Raw genomic sequence first — 20,582 nt, forward strand, 5'->3', positions numbered from 1 at the left:
TTTACTCATTTAAGTCTTGAAGCATGACTTCGATGGCTTTTTCTAACTGTTGATCTCTTCCTTGATCTATCACGCCCGGCATGTTTTTCACTAGCACATCGGGCTCGGTTTGTAGATTTTCCATCCATGTTCCGTCAATGTCCTTAGCAGATATTGGAACAACACCCCAAACGGACCCATCGGGAAGTCTTTCCCATCCTGCGAAGCTACAGGTTCCAGGCGTCGGCATACCTACAGTTTTGCCGATGTTTAAGTCAGAGTAACCCTCAGCGAAACAGTGACCATCACTGTACTGAGCCTCATTGATCAGGGCGAGAGTTGGTTTCGTCCACCGTGAAGTGGGCTCTCCTCCCACTACCTTCGCCTCAGTAGCGTAGGTAATAAATGGTACACCTGTAAAGAACATGGCTAAGTCCGCAACAAGGTCACCGCCGCCATTGAATCTGGTATCTATGATCACGCCTTCTTTTTCAAAATACTTTCCCATCATATCCTCATACATACTTCGGTATGGCTCATCGCTCATGCCAGGAATATGAACATATCCTAATCGACCGTTACTTTTTTCTTTGACTTCCTCCTCGTTTATTTTCACCCATCTTGAATAGAGCAGACGGCGTTCTTCAGAAAGGCTAATAGGTTTTACAGTAATCAATTCGCGTTTTTGATCATTAGGATTTACCACTTCCAAAAGGGTAAATTTACCGGCTTTACGATTTAGGTATTCTGCCACATCGCGATCAGGACTGATCGTCACGCCATCTATTTTCTCTATGACCATGCCCGGCTCGACATCGATATCCGATTTATCCAGTGGTCCTCCTTCGATCACTTCTTCTATCCGTATGCCGTCGCCCTGGTGGTCGTAATCCATAAAAATACCCAATGATGCCGTCTCATCTTCATTCTCTACGTTCATGCCCCTGTATCGCGCACCAGCATGTGAAACATTGAGTTCCCCGATCATTTCACTGACCATCTCCGTAAATTCAAATGAATTGCCAATAGATGAAAGGAAAGGTTCGTATTCCTTTCTCATTTGATCCCAATCGATACCATGAAAATCAGGATGATAGAATATGGCATTGGTCCTTAACCAGATATGATCAAACATAGCTTCTCTTTCTGCATCAGCATCATACTCCATTTCACCATTGATCTTAACCGCGTCTTTTTTGCTCTTCTCTGGGTCAATTTTTGAAATTTTTCCGCCACTTAAAAGGAATAGGTTTTTCATTTCCTTATCCCATGTTAAACTGCCACCATTCGCGTCCAGCTTTAGAGCCATCTTGGTTTCTTTTGTTCTGAGATTGGTGCTCCACAAATTGGTCTTACCTTCAAATCTCGACAGATAATATAAGGTCTCTCCGTCTTTCGAAAGAACGGCATCACTTAGAAGTGAAGAGTGGATGGTCAGTCGATCGGTCCAATCTTCCATTTCGTCCCATTCAAAGGTTAAGGTAGAATCTTTCTTTTCTTCCTTTTTTTCATCCTTGTCTGTATCCTTATCTATCTCCTTCTTCTCTGCTTCCTCTTTCTTCTTTTTCTCCTTTTCTTTTTCCTCCTTGATGGCTTTTTGCAACTTGTATTCTTCTTCGCTCAGATTGTGTTTATCCCATGCATCTTGAGTGAAGAACATGGCATAGACGTCAGATTCTGTCCTGCCACTGGTAGCGTATGATTTTAATCCATTTCTGTTACTAAACCAAAGCATTTGTTTGCCACCATTGACCCAAATGGGACTGTAATCCCTATAACCACTTTTTGTTAAATTTTCCCTTTTTGATCCATCCGCTGCCAACAAGAGAATATCGCTGTTGCTCAACGTTTTATCCCAATCTACCAAAAGCCACTTGCTGTCCGGGCTCCAGCGAAAATACTTATCACCATCTCTCATGTGAAACAAATCTTCAGGTGTCAATAACGTGACTTCTGTACCGGTTGAGTCATCTTTAACTTTCAGCGTTCTCCTTCCTTCTATATACGCCAGCTTTTTGCCATCAGGTGAGTAGCGAGGCATGTAATTATCTTGATCGTTTGAAATGACCACAGTTTCTTCCAGTAGGGTAGAAGCAAAAAAGAAGGGTTCTTCCTCTCTAGCTTTGGTGGTCTGATAGATGCTCCATTTGCCATCTCTCTCAGAACTATACAATACGGACTTGCCTTCAGGTCCCCACGTTATAAATCGTTCTGCTTCCGGTGTGTTGGTTAATCTTTTGGTGAAAGATTCTTCTACAGAAGTTACAAAAACTTCACCTCTTGAAATGAATGCAATCTCTTTGCCATTAGGGGAAATGGCCATTTCCTGTACGTCTCCATTGATAGAAATGTACTTATCAATGTTTATGCTTCCTTGTGTCTTTATGTCAATGTTTACTTTAGCGGGTGATTCACCATCTTTCATTGTATATATCTCTCCATGGTGACCGAATGCCAATAAACCATCCCCACGGCTTAGAAATCTTGCAGGGTGCAACTCAAAATTAGTCAGTTGTTCCGATTGAGCCGGGTCGTCAAGGTTAAGCCGATGAACATTAAATACACCACTCTTTTCGCTCAAATAGTATAGTGATTTTTCATCCTGGCTTAAGATAGGCTGCCTGTCTTCTCCTATAAAATCAGTGATTTTAGAATGCGTGCCTGATGCCACATCGTAAGACCAAATATCTCTGGTGATGGCAGAAACATGATGCTTTCGCCAGGGGTTTTCTCCTCCTTTTTTATCATGATAATAATACATAGTGCCGTTGGAATTGATTTCTAGATCTTCGGCAGGAAAGGTGAAAACCTGATCTACTCGTCCACCTTCAACAGGTACACTGTATAATTCGGATTGAGACCCATGTGGAAATTGGCGATGACTGGCCAGATCCTGCCTGATGCCTCCGAACATAATATTTTTATCATCAGGCGTGTAAGTGTAAGGCACTTCATCATTAGAGTGATATGTAATTCGATGCGCCTCACCGCCATTTGCTTCCATGACATAAACATCAAAATTCCCATATCGATTGGAAGCAAATGCCAATTTAGAGCCATCATTAGACCAAACAGGCATGTAGTCTTGAGCTTCATGAAATGTAAGTCTTGTTGCGGTTCCGCCCTTAGATGATACCCTATAAAGATCCCCTTTATGGGTAAAAACAATCGCGCTGCCATCTGGTGAAACAGAGGGATAACGGAACCAACTTTGATCGTCTTGTCCCATTAAAGCAAATGATAAGCCCAGCGATAATATTAATATTTTCAGCTTCATAATTTTAAATTTGTAAGAAGCCGAAAATAGGAAAATTTGCAGATTAGAATTGATTTATTTCAAACGTTAATTACACGAAGCCACTGCCTCTTTAGCCAGACGCTTGGCCATAGTGGCATTTTCGTCAAAATTTTCGCTTAAATCTGAAATTACGGTGAAGACTATATTGCCATGTAAGGTATGCACCCTTGCTTCCGAGTTTAGATCGTTGCCTTCCAAAACCGCTTTGTCTCCAATGCCCTCTGCTTTTGTAAAAAAAGATTTTGGAATCATACTCGTGATTGTTTTTGCTGCCGATTTGACCTGCTCTGATTCCTCCTCCATTTCTTCTTCAACTTTCTTATGGAAGGCAGCAACCTCTTCATCTGTCATGGTTCGGTAGTAGTTATCGAAATATTCACCATAGGGCTTATCGATTTCTTCTTTGTCCAACAATTTGAAACCACCGATTCCAATGGTGTTATCCTTGTCCACCTCAATAGTTCTAGAACCGACAGTGAGACTTTGTTTTCTGCCAGTCGACCAATTGTAGTTACAATATCTTACCATGGGATTACTTAATAGTTTGGGTGCATTTTCCAGCTCAGGAGGTCCTTTCTGCTCTAATTCTGCAGCTGCCATCTCTAACCATCCAGCGATTTGGTTTAAATCAAAAATATTGCAAGGTTCCATCGCATGTTCTGCCAGACAAGAACTGCCTGTTTTGTTTTTTTCAGAAACATTGTTGCTGAGCTTAGAGACCTGGTCGGTGGAGTTACCACCACAGGCCGAAAGCATCAATGCCGTGATCATTAAAGGAAAAAGTAATTGCTGCATGAGTTTAGGTTTTATAAAATATCAGTGGCCTTTAGAGACCAGTTCTAAAGTAATAAAAATTATATCGTGATAAAAATCCAGGGATAGAATGATGAGGTATTTTAGATGTAAGAACCTTATCTATACCTTCTTATTGATTTAAAGCATCCAACAGTTCTCCAATGAATGGAAAAAATTCCCTGGTGATCAGGTGTTCAAAATCTTCCTTTATCAAGGGTTGGTTCAGTTTGCCTCCTAGTATGATTGCAGGAGAAAGTGGTGCTCCGGGAATGGTGATTTCAATTTCAAAAGAATAATTACTGGGATCGAAAGAGATAAGTCCAAGCTGAGGTTTGAATTCAGCTTCCAATCCACAAGACGGAAATTTCCAGATATTACCTGATAATTCTCCAAGAGGAAGCAAGTCTGTTTTAATAGCAAAGCTTCCATCTGCAACATTGAATTCAAATCCAAGCTTATTGCCATTTACGCCAATAGTCCCTCCACTATCAACTGTCAATGGGGAACCTTCGGAAAGTACCTTAAGTTTTGCACTATTAAATTGAACATATTTTTGTTGTTCAATCTTTCTCACAGGTTTGACCAAATCTCGATACCCTTGAGTGTATGGCTGGTAAAATTGATTGCCAATTTCCCCAATAAACCATGGCTCCTTTGTTTGAGGATCATGATAAACACGGTATTTGCCATGATCTTCCGGCATGACCAGTTTGGCCCCCAGTATTTCAGATTCATTGACAAAATTTATGTCATCGTTAAGCAATCTGCTATAATCAGCTGCCCAGTCATGACTTTGAGTCGAAGAGCTTCCCGATTGAAGTGAGAATTGCAGTGGAGGAGGCATCAGGGAATTTCCCTGGTTGATATTTTTTTGAGAAGAATATGCAGCGGGAAAAGCTTGTTCTTTTTTTTCTTGTTCAGTCAGATAACTCATTTCTTTTGTCTTCCAATCTAGTTCAAGTCGTAAGAGCAATCCTCACCCTTTAGGGTGATTTTATATAAAAAAAACTGATGGATTGCAACCTTTTAATAATGCCATCGTATTTGTGTTTATATTCAAAGAAAAAGGACTTGCAAAGCGATAACGAAATCATACAGTTGGTACAGGACGGCGAAACTGGGAAAGTGGGAATCCTGTATGAAAGGCATAAGAAGGATCTATTTTACTATTTCTACAGGATGACCAACGATAAATTGAAGAGTGAAGATTTAGTACAAAACACTTTTATCAAAGTCCTTCGATTTAATCACCATTATAAAAGAGGTCAGCCCTTTAATTTTTGGTTGTACTCCATTGCACGAAACCTTTTTCTGGACTCTGTAGCAAAAAAAGATGTTTTGAAGCATTCAGCAAATGAGGAGGCATTGTACAACCATTATGATGAAGATCAAGGTGTTCAAAAAGCGATGGAGCAAGAGGAAAAACACCAAATATTACAGATTGCTTTAAACAGACTGGATAGTAAGAAAAAGGAAGCAATCGTACTCAGTCGATTTCAGGGAATGAAGTACAAAGACATTGCACAATTGACCAATAGTACAGAGACCAATATTAAATCAAGGATCCGTAGGGGGCTTGAGGATTTGAAATTAATTATGAGCAAATTAGAATTACAATAAAATGGAAAATTCAAGAGATTGCGCACATGCTAAGGAGCAATTATTAGAAGAGATTCAGGAAGGCTTGTCTGAAAATGGCTTTGATCTTTTTATTGAGAAGCACATTGCCTGTAGAGAGGAGTTGATATCAATGTATAATACTTTAAGGCAACTCGATCAATTGGAAATGGTAGAGCCATCATCTGATATGGATCAGGGCTTTTATGCCAAGTTAGCTGCGGAACCTAAACAAAAATTGAAGCTAAGAAGGAGCACGATCTGGTTTAGAAATATAGCTGTAGCCGCTTCAATTTTCATGGTAGGAGCCTTGATCGGATTTTACCTGCTTGATAGAGGAGATCACGAGATGATGATGGTTGAAGATGATTTGTTGAATCAAGAAAACATCGTATTGACCTCTAATTCATCCATGAGTAGATTAGAAGACATCTCTGAAATGAAGAACGCTCCGAAATTGGACAAAAAGATCATCGAAGCGTTAAATCGAGCATTGTTGAATGATCCCAATGTCAATGTTAGATTAAGTGCTATAGAAGCGATGTTACATTATGCGGATAATCCTAAGGTAAGAGAGAATCTGATCAAAGCGATTCCCTATCAGACCTCTCCGATCATACAGATGACATTGGCAGAAGTGATGATAAGTCTTGATGAATCGGAATCAAAAGATGAATGGTTGCAATTGTTTCGCTCTGATCGACTGGAAGATGGATTTAAAGAGCAGTTAGAAGAGGCTCTAGCCCCGGTAATGAAATTGTAAGTAATAAGTGCACAATTATACAGCTGAAACCGGCCATTTCTGCTGACCATTGACATAAATTTTATTTAAAAAAAAAGATTCTAAAATGAAAAGAGTATTACTAATAATAGCGGTTATGATGACTGCATCATTGGCCTACAGCCAAAAAAGTACAGACAATATGAACATGGATTTCGATGTTTCCGCTTATGAAAATATTCGTATCCATAATTACAACGGCAATGTCACGGTCAATGCCAAGCCTGGAAAGACGCTTAGTCTCAAAGTAAAAAGAACACTCACCTCAGGATCTGGCAGTGAGCTGGCCAAAGCAAAGGAAGAAGTTTACCTGGACACGACCGTCATCGATGGAGAATTCATTGTTTTTATGGTTGCTCCACAAAAGTTCTTTAAAGTTGACGATGAGGGAAATAGTTATTATAACGGACCTTCCTGGAACAACTGGTCGAAAGGTAATATCAAGGAATACGGAGTGGAATACGAATTTGAAATTGAAGCCACCATACCGCCTGAAAAGAATTTATATGCTGCCACACATCGAAAAGATGTGGACGTCATCGGAATTCAAGGGAAAACCACCGTCAAGACACATCACGGAAGTGTGAAAGCCAAGACTGGTGCCGAAGAAGTAATAGCTAAATCTCATCATGGAGATGTCACTGTTGAGCATACTGGAAATAACGTTACAAGTGGTGTTTACAAAACACACCATGGGGATATTAGAACCACCTTTCCTTCACTAAACGCGGTGGCATCTATGGATAGTCATCATGGGGATTTTTACATTGATTACGATTATGAATTCGTCGCTCAGAAAGTAAGTATCATTGAAGACGGGAGGAAAACAAAATATAAATACGGTGGAGAGACAAACATTAAAGTAGGTAATGGCAATGGTAAGCTTACCTACAGAACGCACCATGGAGATACATACATTACAAAGAATTAAAATAATTATAAAATGAAAATATTGAATATAGTAATTGCAATTTTGTTGGGCTTCACCTTATCGGGAAATGCTCAGCAAGCCAAGAGTGAAGAAATTAAAGTGACGCTTTCTAAACCCGGCTCGCCAGGTGTTCTCAAAGCAAGTTCTCACAGGGGCAGCATGACCGTAGAAGCTCACAGCGGTAATGAAGTCATCGTAACACTCATTACGGATGAAGGTGATGATAATGACGGTAATTCCTGGGGTGACAGCAGAAATGGTTTAAAGAAGATTTCGGCAGGCGCCTATAATGCAGAGATTGTTGAAGAGAACAATACCATCAGAATTGAGACAGGAAGTCAGACCACCACACACTTGAAAGTCAAGGTACCTAAAAATTTCGATGTCGATCTTCATACCCATCATGATGGAGATGTTTATGTCAAAGGAATTGATGGGACTTCCGAAATTGATGCTCACCATGGACAGGTAACGCTGGAAGATGTAGGTTCATCAGCCAATGTTAATACGCATCACGGAGAAATCAAAGCCACTTTCAGAGCCGTGGATACATCAGTTCCTATGGCGCTGACAACTTACCATGGAGATGTAGACATTACATTACCTGCTGGAAGTGTTTTTAAAACCAAATTGAAAACGACAAAGGGTGATATATACACAGATTTTGAACTGAATATGGACTCCCCTGTCCAAAAAGTTAATCAAAGTGGTAGTAAGACAAAGATAGAAATAGGAGGATGGAGACATGGTAATGTAGGTTCTGGTGGTCAGGAGTACATGCTAAGTACATATCATGGTGATATTCTGATTCGAAAAGGTTAACTCTGTTTTTGAATTGAACAGATTAGTAGTTGTGAGGTCTGACTTTTCCAAAGTCGGACCTTTTTTTATTCGAACAATAAATCAGTCGAAGCAGTAAGACTTACAAAAAAATATGGGAGATATCAAACCTTTATCGAATAAAGACGCTATTAAGAAAATTCAAGATATGACAGGTGGTGGGACCATGATGATGTTTTGTTGTGATTTAGAAAATCAACCATTTCATGCCACTCCAATGTCAACTCAAAAAGTAGAAGACAATGGAATCATTTGGTTCTTTAGCGCTGCAGATAGTGAACGAAATCAGATTTTGAAGAGAGATCCGAAAACTCAGCTGCTAATCGTAGACGATGGCTCCAGTAATTATCTAAGCCTTTATGGTAAAACCGAATTTGTAGACAATCAGGAAAAAATAGAAGAGTTGTGGTCTCCTATGGTGAAAACATGGTTTCCAGAAGGTCCAACTGATCCTAATCTCAGTTTATTAAAATTTGTGCCCCAGGAAGGATTTTATTGGGATACCAAACATGGAAAATTAGTAGCCATGGCCAAAATGCTGGCTTCGGTAGTGACAGGTAAAACCATGGATGACAGCGTGGAAGGCGAGTTAAAAGTTTAAACCATTACATAAAGGACGAATTTTGAAGTCTGCGCAGTTTTACTGCGCGGGCTTTTTTCATTTACAACTGTAGTAAGACCATTAAATTATTACATTTACAACATGATTTTTTGTTTTAGAAGGATCCATGTGGTCATCATTCTGCTATCGATAACGATTTTACTTTCCTGTGATCGCAAGGAGGCCGATCATGAGCAATTGTTGGTTTTTTGTGCGGCAGTCATGAAGCCCGTAATGGAGAAAGTTGTCGATGTTTATGAATCAAAATTTGATGTTAAAATTGCAATACAATATGGTGGTTCTGGAACCCTGCTTTCTAATATTCGGGTTTCAAAACAAGGGGACCTGTACCTGGCAGCAGACGAGAGTTTTGTTGTCGATGCAGAACGATATGACCTGATAGCGAATTCAGTGCCACTTGCTCATATTTATCCCGTCATTGTCGTAAAGAAAGGGAATCCTAAAAACGTGCATACTTTAGAAGATCTTTTAAGAAATGATGTAGATGTGGTGTTGGCCAATCCTGAAGCTGCCTCCATTGGCAGACAGACCAAACAAATTCTGGAACAGAAGGAAATGTTTTCGAAAATAGAAAAGAAAGTTGTGGCTTTCGTACCAACAGTTAGCGAAGTGGCCAACAGCATAAAACTGGGAACATCGGATGCTGGTATAGTCTGGAATGCAATGCTCAATCATTATGATGATCTTCAGGCTGTAGAAATGGCCTCGCTGCAAGAAGAATCTCAAAATGTGAGTATTGCTCTGCTTAAGCATTCTAGAAATAAGAGTGGTGCTCGTCACTTCATAGCGTTTATTTCAAATGATGCAGATGCTCTACAGATTTTTGCTGATTTAGAGTATAAAAAGACAAATGATCATTAGCGAGTCTAAGAAATATCATCAGCATAAACCATCCCGATCAAACCTTGGGTTTTATCTGATCATGGGTGTGATCGCTTCAACCTATATTTTGCTAATTGTTGCTATGATCGTTGCTGATTTTTCATATACTTCACCAGATCATATTTTGGAGGCCATCGCCACTCCCGAAATCAGGTATGCCATCAAATTAAGTATGGTCACCAGCACGATAACAATGTTGCTGAGTTTACTGGTAGCTATTCCTCTTGGTTATATTATGGCGAGGGTTGAATTTAGATTGAAGCGAATCGTCGATGCGATAGTCGATATTCCCATTGTATTGCCACCTCTGGTTATCGGTCTCAGTCTTTTGATACTTTTTCAGACTGTTCCAGGCCAATGGATTGAAAGTCAGGTGCGTATTACCTACACCATAGGAGCAGTTATTCTAGCACAATTTATGGTGGCCTGTGCTTTTGCTGTAAGAACGATGTACGTGACATTTGACCAGATACATGAAAGGCAGGAGCAAGTGGCTTTGACCTTGGGATGTAATAGGCGGCAGGCTTTTTTTAAAGTCTTGTTACCTCAGGCAAAGAATGGTATTTTAACAGCAGCTTCGCTAGCGTGGGCAAGAGCTTTAGGTGAATTTGGTCCCATATTGATTTTTGCTGGTGCTACGAGAATGCGTACGGAGGTATTACCCACTACAGTCTTCCTTGAAATGTCTGTTGGAAATATTGAAGCAGCTGTAGCGGTATCTCTCCTCATGATATTAGCAGGGTTTTTAGTGTTGTTTATTGTCCGTTATCTCGGTGATCGAAATGCTATCAGATGATAAAGGTCAGGGATTTACATATCAACCAGGGAGATTTTATACTTAAACAAATCACATTTAATTTGAGCGAAGGCGAGTATGTCGTTCTTATGGGTAAGACAGGTAGTGGGAAGTCGACCATTCTAGAAGTCATTTGTGGCCTGCGAAATATCGAACATGGAGAGATTTTTTTGGGTGACAAGGTCATCACTTCTCTTGATCCGGGTCAGCGACAAATTGGTTACGTGCCACAGGATGGTGCGCTGTTCAGCCATATGAGTGTGATGGGAAATATTGCATTTCCTCTCAAGTTGAGGAAGTGGCCAAAAGCTTCCATAAAAACCAGAGTGAATGAATTGGCAGATGAACTGGGAATATTGAATTTATTAAATCGAAGTACGACCAATCTTAGTGGAGGCGAAATACAACGTGTGGCATTAGCCAGAGCGCTGAGTTTTAAGCCTTCGGTATTGTGTCTGGATGAACCATTAAGCGCTTTAGATGATGAAACTAAAGAAGATATGATCTCCGTATTAAAGGTTTTGCAACGTAAACATAAGGTGACCATGCTCCATGTTTCTCACTCGCGAATAGAGGCTGAGCGCCTGGCAGATCGAGTGCTTCACATGGATGAACTGTGTGGCCAGCAGAGAGAAAGGTAAAAGCCATAAATGAAAGTGTTTGATCATTAAACACGATCTTTTTTAAATAAGAGTTGAGCCTGGATCTTGTACCTATCGTCGATAATTTTATTAAATTGAGACTATCCAAAAAGGCATTTTAAATTTGATCAATGCGAACACTCGTTATTTTCTGTATTCTGTTCACCTTGTCTTTTGGACTGATCAAGGCTCAAGGCGAATCCCATACTTTTAATCGAATTACTGTCAATGAACACCTGGCGCACAGCGACATCATGGATCTGGTACAAGATCATGACGGATATCTTTGGATTGCCACTAATAATGGATTAAACAAGTATGATGGCTACCAGATGAAGACTTTCAAATCTGATGTAGACGACAGTACTTCCATTCCTGGAAACAGAATCACTCAGCTGGAAAAGGATGAAGACGGTTTTATTTGGATTAATATAGAACATAAAGGTCTCTTTTCATTTGATCCTCACAGCATGAAGTTTCGAAAACAGAATTTGTCTGCTCTGGGTGGTCTGTACACGGATGGCCAATTAGGTACCGATTTCTATCTTTTTCAAGAGCAATTTATAGCTTTCATAGAGGGAGTGGGATTGATCAAAATACCGGTGGATGAAGGTGAATTTGCAGGAGGTCTTCAGCTCTTGTCTAAAAGCAAATCAAGCCGTGCCAGACTATCATCATTTATGCTCAGCGAGCAAGGCTTGTTATGCCTTTTGAGCGATGGAACCATTGAATTATTAGATCATCAGGGTGTCATTTCGCAGGTACTTTTGCCTGTTGGCCATACCACAAATATTCAAAAGATTTATTACAAAGACGATCGGTTATATACCTTATCAAGCGATGAAGTAGTGATCTTTAATTGGAGATTAGGTCAATGGAACTATGAGAAAAAGCATGACCTGAACTTGGAAGAAGAGGTGCGATTTCGAGACTTGTTGGTAGATATTAACAACGAGATTTGGTTTTCTAATTTAAACCATGTTTATAAGATTGAAACTTCGAGTGGAAAAGTAATCGATATAGGGATAGAGCATTGTTCATTTCTCTTTCAGGATCGTTTTGGAGTCCTATGGCTACCCACTGTAGGTTATGGGATATATTTTACAAGTCTCATCAAAAAGCAGTTCAAAAAGATCATCAATGAGGAAGATCCAGATCGGATAGTATCTTCAATTTACGTTGATCATCGTGGCAGAAAATGGATAGGTTACAGGGATGGTTTGACCATTTTTAGCACTGATGCTGATGCTGATGGTGATCATATCCCAATGCAACATTTTTTTCTGGGTCAGTATATTTCATTTATCAAAGAGGGACCAGATCACACCTTATGGATTGGCGTCAAGCACCGGGGTTTATTCAAAGTACGAGAAAACCGGGGTCAATTGTCATTTTACAATATCAGGAGCGAGGTCAATGGAGATCTTTCATCATTTGACAACCTGATGAGAATGACCATTGACAGCAGCCACAGATTATGGGTGTCTACCTTTGTGGAAGGCCTGTTTATTTTTGACTTGGAAGCCAATACAGTAGAAAGATTGAACAGTAAAGAGGGTCAACCTAATGGATTGGTGAGCAGCAATCTTACAGATGTTTATTACGATCAGTTAGCTCATAAGATCTGGGTCGGTTCCAGAGATGCTGGCCTGCAAGCCATAACTAGTACTGAGGATCATGAGTATCATGTTGACTCGTATCAATATGATCCATCAGATTTTAATAGTATCAGCAGTAATCATACATGGCAGATTGTAAGAACGGAAGATTCCATTCTTTGGGTTGCAACTTTAGGAGGAGGGATGAACAGGGTCATCGAAAATGATGTATCTGGTGATTTGAGATTTCGTCGGTATACCACAACTGATGGGCTGATCGACAATGATGTCGAGGGTGTACTGGAAGACGAATGTGGTAATCTATGGCTAAGTGGGGTAGGGATTACAAAAGTCTTGGTTCAAGAGGAAACTTTTGAGCACTTTGACTATGAAGACGGTTTGCAAAGCAATTCTTTTAAAGTAGGAGCTAGTTTCAAAGATAGAGAAAACAGACTTTATTTCGGGGGTATCAATGGCGTAAATTACTTCTTACCACAAGACATCACGTATGATACCATCGTGCCGGAAGTGGTCATTTCACAGGTAAAAATAAACGATGGTAAAAATGAATATATACTAACTCCCTCTCAGGGCATTGAAACCTTCGTCCTCCCTGCTGATGATAATAACATCACCTTTAGTTTTGTAGGATTGCAATTCAATGCACCTACCAATAATCAATATCAGTTCAGACTATCTGGACATGATGAAGGCTGGTCACATGTGAAATACCCGAATCTGCAAGCCAATTATCTGAATGTTCCTCCCGGAAATTATCAATTTCAAGTGAAAGCATCAAACAGTGATGCGAGGTGGTCTCCCGAAATCGCGAGTATTGAGATCTTGATCAAAAAACCATGGTACGTCACCATTTGGGCTTATTTGTGTTACACCTTGCTGATGCTTTTGGGACTATTTCTCTTTAAGAAGTTTACAGAGAAGCAATTTCGTTTGCAGAATGAACTTCTATTGGCTGAAAAAGAACATGAACTTGACCGTTCTAAATTGTCGTTTTTCACTAAAATATCGCATGAATTAAGAACACCATTGACCCTGATTAAAGGGCCGCTAGAAGAAATTTTACTATTACCCAAGCTTAGTCATAAGGCAAAAAATAAGCTTGATCTAATGCAAAAAAGTACCAATAGGCTGCTGAATTTAACCAATCAACTACTGGATTTTCGCAAGATGGAGACCGGTAACATGAAGTTGAATGCATCGCGACAGAACATTGTGAAATTTTCGCAGGAATTGTTTTTGCTTTTCTCGCAAAGCGCTCATAAAAAAGATATTAATTACCAATTCTGTTCTAATGTGAAGTATTCAGAACTTTATTTCGATGCGCCCAAACTTGAAATCATTTTGATGAATTTGCTGATGAATGCTTACAAGTACACCCCTAAAAACGGAAAGATTGTCTTTAAAATCAATGAGGTAGGTCATATGCACGAGAATGCCGTCTGGACTGAAAAAAAGTTGGTCGAGAACTATGTGGAAATTAGAATTTTAGATAATGGTCGGGGAATGAAAGTGCAAGAAATAGCCAAAGTATTTAATCCTTACTATCAAGTTAAGAATGTCTCTGCCAGTGATACACTGGGAACAGGCTTAGGGTTGTCTCTGGTCAAGGGTATGGTGGAACTACACAGTGGTGAAATCAACATCGAGAGCGCTGAAAATCAAGGTACTGAATGCATTGTGAGATTACCTCAAGGTCGAGAGCATTTGAAAGCAGAAGAAGTCCTAGAAATAAACCATCCATCACCTTCTTGTTTTTCACATGAAATCGATGAAGTATATGTGACGACAGCAGAATCGAGTGATGCCTATATCAACGGTTTACTGAATAAGGAGAAACAGTATAAAGTGTTGATTGTGGAAGATAACCCAGAAATCAACAGCTACATTAAAAGTGTTCTGGAGAAGGAATTTCATGCAGAATGTGCCTATGATGGTAAGGAAGGATTCGAAATGGCTCTTGAATTTGAACCTGATTTAATATTGAGTGATGTGATGATGCCCGTACTTGACGGAATCGCCTTATGCGAAAAGATTAAAAGTGATGAAGCTACAGCCCATATTCCAGTGATTTTGCTCACGGCACGTACTTCTATCGTCTATCAGCTCAATGGACTAGAAAAAGGAGCGGAAGACTACATCAGTAAACCTTTCAGTGCAAATATTTTGCAAATGAAAATCAGGGCGATTTTGAAAAACCGAGAACTTCAACGCGAATTTTATCGACGCCAAATGCATCTTTTACCCATAGAAAAAAACAGTCTGAATGAAGATGAATTATTAGTATGCGAAGCGATCGCGCACATTGAGAAAAATATAAATAATAGTGATCTGGACGTTGAGTCATTGAGTGAAAAACTTTGCCAAAGTCGTTCTAATCTGTATCGCAAAGTTAAATTGGTTACTGGAAAGTCACTGGTGGAATTAATAAGAGATGTCAGATTAAGATATGCAGCTTCACTTCTCAGGGAAAGAAAATTGACGGTGACAGAAATTGCATACCAGTCAGGGTTTAGCAGCATTAAATATTTTAGGAAGTGCTTTAAGAAGCAATATGAAGTTAATCCCTCTGAGTTTCACTTAATCGATCATGTCCACCGTGAACACCTCGTCAAAACACAAGTAAAATACAACTGATTTTGCGAATCCTTTGAAAAGAAGTAAGATGTATCGCATGGCATTGCATGAAAAAAATTAATTACTGAACATCCATCTCTTATGACTATAAAAGTCTGAATTCAGGGCATTTGAACAATATGTACCCCTGATTTGATCGATTTGTTCCCCTGTATAATGGACAGTTATTTTCAACTTTAAATCTGAGATAACTTTCAATTCTTTAAAAATTAACAGTATGGTAAAAAGATCAAATTTTGGTTCACCACTTCTGCTATTAGTGCTGCTGATATTCACTACTCAATTGTCATCGCAGATCGTAGTGGAAGGAAGTGTTTCAGACGCTAATGGAATTCCGCTAATCGGGGTTGCCATTTCAGAGCAAGGCACAAATAATGGTACGATATCCGACATCGACGGAAACTATACCATTGAAGTTAGCGAAGACGCTATTTTACAGTATTCGTATTTAGGGTATTTTACGCGTGAAGTTGCAGTCAATGAGACTACAGATTACAATATTACATTGCGTGAGGAAGCTGCTCAACTGGATGAAGTGGTTGTGGTCGGCTATGGAACCGAACAGAAATCTAATTTGACGGGGTCAGTTGCCAGTATTAAAAACGAAGAGCTGACCATGGTTCCAACAGCAAGTACTACAGGACTCCTTGCGGGAAGAACGCCTGGTGTTATTACAAAACAGAATTCAGGTTTACCCGGCAGTGACGATACTTCCATTAGAATAAGAGGATTTGCAGGAGAGCCATTGGTGCTGGTGGATGGTGTTCAGATGACCGGAGGACTAACCAGAATTGATCCCAATGACATCGAGAGTATTAATATTTTGAAAGATGCCTCGGCTGCTGTGTATGGTTCCAGGGCCGGTAATGGTGTCATACTAGTCACCACGAAAAGGGGATCAAGTGGTCCGCCGAAGATTTCCTATGATGGCAGTATTACTTTTCAAGAAGCTACAGCAGCATTGCAACACGTTAATGCCGGAGAATTCGTAGAACTTTCAAGGGAGGCAGACTTACTGGATGTAGGAGATATTAATGCCACTTTCACTGAAGAAGACCTTAGAAATTATCAAGAAGGTGCACCAGGATTTGAGGGAGGTGACTGGACAGGCGCGCTATTTAATAATTTTGCTCCACTTCAGCAACACAGTTTAAAAGTATCCGGAGGTTCAGAAAACGCGCGATATTTCTCCTCGCTTGGATTTACGCAGCAGGAGAGTTATTTTGCTTCCCGGGATTATGACTATGATCGGTTGAATGCCAGAACCAATATTGACATAGATGTTTCTAAGAATATTCTCTTTACAATGGACCTTTCCTATCGTTACGACTTCAGAGAATCTGCAAGAGATATCAATGGTGTATACAATGATCTGGCTACTGCCCAACCGATTTATCCTGTTACTCTTCCTGACCCCACACTTGGAGTACCCTATACAGGCTTTAGTCAAAGAAATCCAATAGCAAGTTCTACACAGTCTGATTTTGGTTGGAACAAAAGAAGAGACGACACCTTCAGAGGTAGAATGGCGCTACAATATAAACTTCCTTTCATAGAAGGATTGAAAATTAGAGGAGAGCTCAATACTGTACAGGTCAACAGATCCATTAAGAATCTAAGAACACCATATCATGTTTGGCAATACGATCCGGCGACCGATTCGTACATCGACCAGGGGGTTAATAGTCCTACTAGCTCTATTTCCGATTACCAATTCAGGAGTAATCAACTTTATCCTCTAGTTTCACTAGAATATGAAAAGTCTTTAGGTCAACATGATTTAAAGTTCTTGGCATTGGGTGAGCAACAGACCAGAACTTTTAGTTTTATTTCTGCCTCAAGAGATAATCTATTGTCTACTGCCATCCCAGAACTGTTCACGGGATCAGAAGACTTTCAAACGAACAATGGATCTTCGGGTGCTGACATCGGCCGTAAAAGTTTGGTGGGGAGGCTAAACTATAAATTTGCAGATCGATATTTGTTTGAAGCCACTTTCAGAGCTGATGGCAATGTTTTATTTGCGCCAGAAAAGAGATGGGGCTATTTTCCAAGTTTTTCAGCTGGATGGATCATTTCACAGGAACCATTCATGGCGGGTACTTCAGGCTTTTTAGATCGACTAAAATTGAGGGCTTCCTACTCCGAGTTAGGAGATGATACAGCTAATGGTCTTAGTGGTTTTGATTACTTGACCGGTTACAGGCAGGTCAATACAAACGATCCTTATTTATTAGGAAACAACTCTGTGCAACCACAAATCGTAACTTTAGGATTGGTGAACCCATTATTGACATGGGAAGAGATTACCATCTATAATTTAGGACTAGAGATGGCCTTCTTACAAGGTAAGTTGGCAGCGGAAGTGGATGTTTTTTACAGAGAACGGGATGGATTACTCGGTGAAAATTTGAAAGAAATTCCAAGCACCTTTGGAGGGTCGCTTCCTTTAGTCAATCTAAATAGTCAAAATAATAGAGGGATTGAAGCGATGGTTTCATATCGTGAAAATATTGGCAATGTGAGAATTAATATCTCACCAAATTTCACTTACGCAAGGGCCAGATGGGGTGATGTTTTTGATGAGGAAGAATTTACAGATCCGGATCAATTAAGAATCAATGGTCGTGAAGGTCAATGGGTTAATCGAAATTTTGGGTATGTAACGGATGGCATTTTTATGAGTCAGGAGGAAATAGACAACTATTCGATTATTCAGGATGATGGAGACAACTCAACACTTCGACCTGGGGATATTCGGTACGTAGATCAAAATGATGATGGCATCATTGATTTTAGGGATCAGCAAGTGATTAGTTATGCCAGTGGCATACCTGATATCTCTTACGGAATGAATACAGGAATCACCTACAAGAATTTCAGCTTTAATATGTTGTTACAAGGGGCTTCAAATTTCAGCATCAATATCAATGGTTCTGCGAGAAATATGTTCAGTAACTTTTCTACGCCTTTGACTTACCATTATGATTTAAGATGGCAACCGGATCCTGAGAATCCTGGTGAAAACATAAATCCGAATGCTGCCCTTCCAGCTGCCACATTATCACCGGGTGTTAACAATGGCAGGGATTCAGATTTCTATCGAATTGATGTGACCTATTTGCGAATTAAAAACGTCAATCTAGCTTTTAATATTCCACAGTCCATGACAGAGAGAATAAGAATTCAGCAGTTTCAGGTTTATGCAGCGGCAGAGAATTTACATACTTTTTCAAACCTGGGAATTTATCGCAATTCATTCGACCCCGAATCGGCAGGCGGTAATCCTTCCAGAAATTTCCCCAATAACAGAAATTACACGATTGGGTTAAGAACTACATTCTAAGCAAAAAAAGAATAAAAATGAATAAAATATATATTATAGTTTTCTGTCTTGCCCTGGTTCAGGCTTGTACAGATCCATTTGAACTTACTAGAAACGACATCATACAGGAGGATTTGGTTTTCGAGGATGAAAATCTATCCAATGCTTTTTTAGCTGATTTATACAGTGACGCTTTGTTTCAGTATACTTCAGGACAAAGTAACTTCAATATGAATTTGATCAATGCCATGGGTGGTGAATCCAGAAATTTTGCTCCTTGGCAGGCCCCCTTCGGCCAGGTCATTGGTCCGATTTTTAATGAAACTGGTGCGGGTGTTATTTCTTATTGGCCATACGACCATATTAGGCAATGTAATATTTTCATAGAAAAGCTTGGTGAATCTTCACTTGATCCAGAGTTCGTGGAAGTTAGGGTGGCTGAAGCTAAATTTATAAGAGCACATGCCTACTTTGAAATGGTTAAGCGATATGGCGGCGTTCCGATTGTCACAGAAGCTTTACCAATCGACGCAACACAAGACCAACTTTTTGTAAGCAGAAATTCAGAGAAAGAGGTTTATGATTTTATTGGTAGTGAGATGGATGCAATTGCAGCAGTATTACCAGGTATTGCAGATGATGATGGAAGAGTGACCAAGTGGGCAGCGCTTGCCATGAAAAGCAGAGCGATGTTGTATGCTGCAAGTGTGGCTCAATTTGGAAATGTTCAATTAGACGGCTTGTTGGGATTTCCGGCTTCAGAAGCTCAAAGCTATTATCAAAAATCCCTGGCTGCTTCAAAAGAAGTCTTAGATGACGGACCATTTACCCTTTATCGCAAGCAAGAAGATAAAGTGCAGAATTTCACTGATTTATTCATAGATGAAGCAGGAAACCCTGAAGTGATTTTAGCTGAAAAATGGGATGCGGTTGCCGGAAAAGGACACGATTGGGACTTGACAGCTCATCCGGATGGCTACGGATTCAGTTGGAATTCTAATTATCCGGTCTACCTGGAAAAGTTGGAATTATTTGATTTCATGGATGGAAGTTCTGGCAAAGTGGACAGAGCACTGTATGATGATGCAACACCAGTAGACCCAGAATGGTTTTTTGGCCAGAGAGATCCCAGAATGCGTGCCTCGATTTCTTATCCGGGGATGATATGGAGAGGGCAAACGGCCTTTTATCACAGAAGTACCGACTACACAGACCCAACCGATGGAGAAGTGAAACGAAGTACAGATAATTCATTTATTATTCCGGGTTCAGACGGATGGAGAGGTGCCGGACCCCGAAGGAACATCAACGCAGCAGTAACTTCTCTGCAAATCAGGAAGAGGTTGGATGAAAATCTTCCTGCCACAGGTACCAACCTATCAAGTACTGATTTTCATATTTTCAGACTTGCGGAGATTATGCTGAATTACATTGAGGCTGCCTATTATTTAGGAGATCCCAATGGTGATATGGCCACCTATCTCAATGATGAAATCAGGGATAGAGCGGGCATGCCAGCTATTCCTAAAGGAGAAATAACGGAGGATAGAATTCGTCAGGAAAGGCAAGTTGAATTAGCCTTTGAGCAGCATGTCTTTTGGGACTTAAGAAGGTGGAGAATTGCTGTGGAAGAATTGGACAATAAGGAAAAAACCAGGATGCATTTCCGATATAATTACGATACAAAGATGTACACGATTGAAACTGCCCCAGGAGATAGAGGCAATGTGCGCAGCCATACGGAACGAAATTACTACTACGCCCTGGGCTTGGGAATTATATCTGATAATCCTAATTTGATCGAAAATCCAGGGTATTAAGA

The 20,582-nt window shown here is 40.0% G+C and carries 14 protein-coding genes; 11 read left to right on the forward strand and 3 right to left on the reverse strand.

Annotated features, from left to right (window positions below):
* Position 1: 1 nt before the first annotated feature.
* The 3 genes from L2567_RS19350 to L2567_RS19360 form a co-directional block, all read right to left on the reverse strand.
* Positions 2-3,256, reverse strand: coding sequence for a S41 family peptidase (locus L2567_RS19350; RefSeq protein ID WP_235299506.1), 3,255 nt, complete (start codon positions 3,254-3,256; stop codon positions 2-4).
* Positions 3,257-3,322: 66 nt separating this feature from the next.
* Complete coding sequence (locus L2567_RS19355; RefSeq protein ID WP_235299507.1) at positions 3,323-4,072, reverse strand: hypothetical protein; 750 nt, start codon at positions 4,070-4,072, stop codon at positions 3,323-3,325.
* 130 nt (positions 4,073-4,202) lie between these two features.
* Entirely contained in the window at positions 4,203-5,006 is an 804-nt protein-coding gene (locus L2567_RS19360) for a hypothetical protein (protein ID WP_235299508.1), read from the reverse strand.
* Positions 5,007-5,143: 137 nt separating this feature from the next.
* Here L2567_RS19360 and L2567_RS19365 point away from each other — a divergent pair, with 137 nt between their 5' ends.
* The 11 genes from L2567_RS19365 to L2567_RS19415 all read left to right on the forward strand — a co-directional run bounded on the left by L2567_RS19365 (position 5,144) and on the right by L2567_RS19415 (position 20,580).
* Positions 5,144-5,692 carry an RNA polymerase sigma factor gene (locus tag L2567_RS19365; RefSeq protein ID WP_235299509.1) on the forward strand — a complete coding sequence of 183 codons (549 nt, stop codon included), beginning with the start codon at positions 5,144-5,146 and terminating at the stop codon, positions 5,690-5,692.
* Position 5,693: 1 nt separating this feature from the next.
* Positions 5,694-6,452 carry a HEAT repeat domain-containing protein gene (locus tag L2567_RS19370; protein WP_235299510.1) on the forward strand — a complete coding sequence of 253 codons (759 nt, stop codon included), beginning with the start codon at positions 5,694-5,696 and terminating at the stop codon, positions 6,450-6,452.
* A gap of 85 nt (positions 6,453-6,537) precedes the next feature.
* Positions 6,538-7,401: a DUF4097 family beta strand repeat-containing protein gene (locus L2567_RS19375; protein ID WP_235299511.1), complete on the forward strand. Its 864-nt coding sequence runs from the start codon at positions 6,538-6,540 to the stop codon at positions 7,399-7,401.
* A gap of 12 nt (positions 7,402-7,413) precedes the next feature.
* Positions 7,414-8,223, forward strand: coding sequence for a DUF4097 family beta strand repeat-containing protein (locus tag L2567_RS19380; RefSeq protein WP_235299512.1), 810 nt, complete (start codon positions 7,414-7,416; stop codon positions 8,221-8,223).
* A 112-nt stretch (positions 8,224-8,335) separates the two neighbouring features.
* Positions 8,336-8,842: a pyridoxamine 5'-phosphate oxidase family protein gene (locus L2567_RS19385; RefSeq protein WP_235299513.1), complete on the forward strand. Its 507-nt coding sequence runs from the start codon at positions 8,336-8,338 to the stop codon at positions 8,840-8,842.
* Positions 8,843-8,944: 102 nt separating this feature from the next.
* The gene (gene modA / locus L2567_RS19390) at positions 8,945-9,724 is read left to right on the forward strand and encodes a molybdate ABC transporter substrate-binding protein (protein WP_235299514.1); all 780 of its coding nucleotides are present in this window, start codon (positions 8,945-8,947) and stop codon (positions 9,722-9,724) included.
* Positions 9,714-10,541, forward strand: a complete 828-nt coding sequence (locus L2567_RS19395; RefSeq protein ID WP_235299515.1) for an ABC transporter permease — start codon at positions 9,714-9,716, stop codon at positions 10,539-10,541. The genes modA and L2567_RS19395 overlap by 11 nt, the downstream gene beginning before the upstream one ends.
* Entirely contained in the window at positions 10,538-11,182 is a 645-nt protein-coding gene (locus L2567_RS19400) for an ABC transporter ATP-binding protein (protein WP_235299516.1), read from the forward strand. The genes L2567_RS19395 and L2567_RS19400 overlap by 4 nt, the downstream gene beginning before the upstream one ends.
* Before the next feature lie 131 nt (positions 11,183-11,313).
* Positions 11,314-15,435, forward strand: coding sequence for a hybrid sensor histidine kinase/response regulator transcription factor (locus L2567_RS19405; protein ID WP_235299517.1), 4,122 nt, complete (start codon positions 11,314-11,316; stop codon positions 15,433-15,435).
* Positions 15,436-15,652: 217 nt separating this feature from the next.
* Complete coding sequence (locus L2567_RS19410) at positions 15,653-18,781, forward strand: SusC/RagA family TonB-linked outer membrane protein (RefSeq protein ID WP_235299518.1); 3,129 nt, start codon at positions 15,653-15,655, stop codon at positions 18,779-18,781.
* Between the two features lie 17 nt (positions 18,782-18,798).
* A complete protein-coding gene (locus tag L2567_RS19415) occupies positions 18,799-20,580 on the forward strand; it encodes a RagB/SusD family nutrient uptake outer membrane protein (protein WP_235299519.1) in 1,782 nt (593 codons plus the stop codon).
* Positions 20,581-20,582 lie beyond the last annotated feature (2 nt).

The sequence above is a fragment of the Portibacter marinus genome (assembly GCF_021533195.1).
In the GTDB taxonomy this organism is placed as follows: Bacteria; Bacteroidota; Bacteroidia; order Chitinophagales; family Saprospiraceae; genus Portibacter; species Portibacter marinus.

Coding starts and splice junctions, on each gene's coding strand:
- L2567_RS19350 (WP_235299506.1), bottom strand. CDS start 3,256: ATGAAGCTGAAAATATTAATATTATCGCTGGGCTTATCATTTGCTTTA.
- L2567_RS19410 (WP_235299518.1), top strand. CDS start 15,653: ATGGTAAAAAGATCAAATTTTGGTTCACCACTTCTGCTATTAGTGCTG.
- modA (WP_235299514.1), top strand. CDS start 8,945: ATGATTTTTTGTTTTAGAAGGATCCATGTGGTCATCATTCTGCTATCG.
- L2567_RS19370 (WP_235299510.1), top strand. CDS start 5,694: ATGGAAAATTCAAGAGATTGCGCACATGCTAAGGAGCAATTATTAGAA.
- L2567_RS19360 (WP_235299508.1), bottom strand. CDS start 5,006: ATGAGTTATCTGACTGAACAAGAAAAAAAAGAACAAGCTTTTCCCGCT.
- L2567_RS19385 (WP_235299513.1), top strand. CDS start 8,336: ATGGGAGATATCAAACCTTTATCGAATAAAGACGCTATTAAGAAAATT.
- L2567_RS19415 (WP_235299519.1), top strand. CDS start 18,799: ATGAATAAAATATATATTATAGTTTTCTGTCTTGCCCTGGTTCAGGCT.
- L2567_RS19355 (WP_235299507.1), bottom strand. CDS start 4,072: ATGCAGCAATTACTTTTTCCTTTAATGATCACGGCATTGATGCTTTCG.
- L2567_RS19395 (WP_235299515.1), top strand. CDS start 9,714: ATGATCATTAGCGAGTCTAAGAAATATCATCAGCATAAACCATCCCGA.
- L2567_RS19375 (WP_235299511.1), top strand. CDS start 6,538: ATGAAAAGAGTATTACTAATAATAGCGGTTATGATGACTGCATCATTG.
- L2567_RS19400 (WP_235299516.1), top strand. CDS start 10,538: ATGATAAAGGTCAGGGATTTACATATCAACCAGGGAGATTTTATACTT.
- L2567_RS19380 (WP_235299512.1), top strand. CDS start 7,414: ATGAAAATATTGAATATAGTAATTGCAATTTTGTTGGGCTTCACCTTA.
- L2567_RS19405 (WP_235299517.1), top strand. CDS start 11,314: ATGCGAACACTCGTTATTTTCTGTATTCTGTTCACCTTGTCTTTTGGA.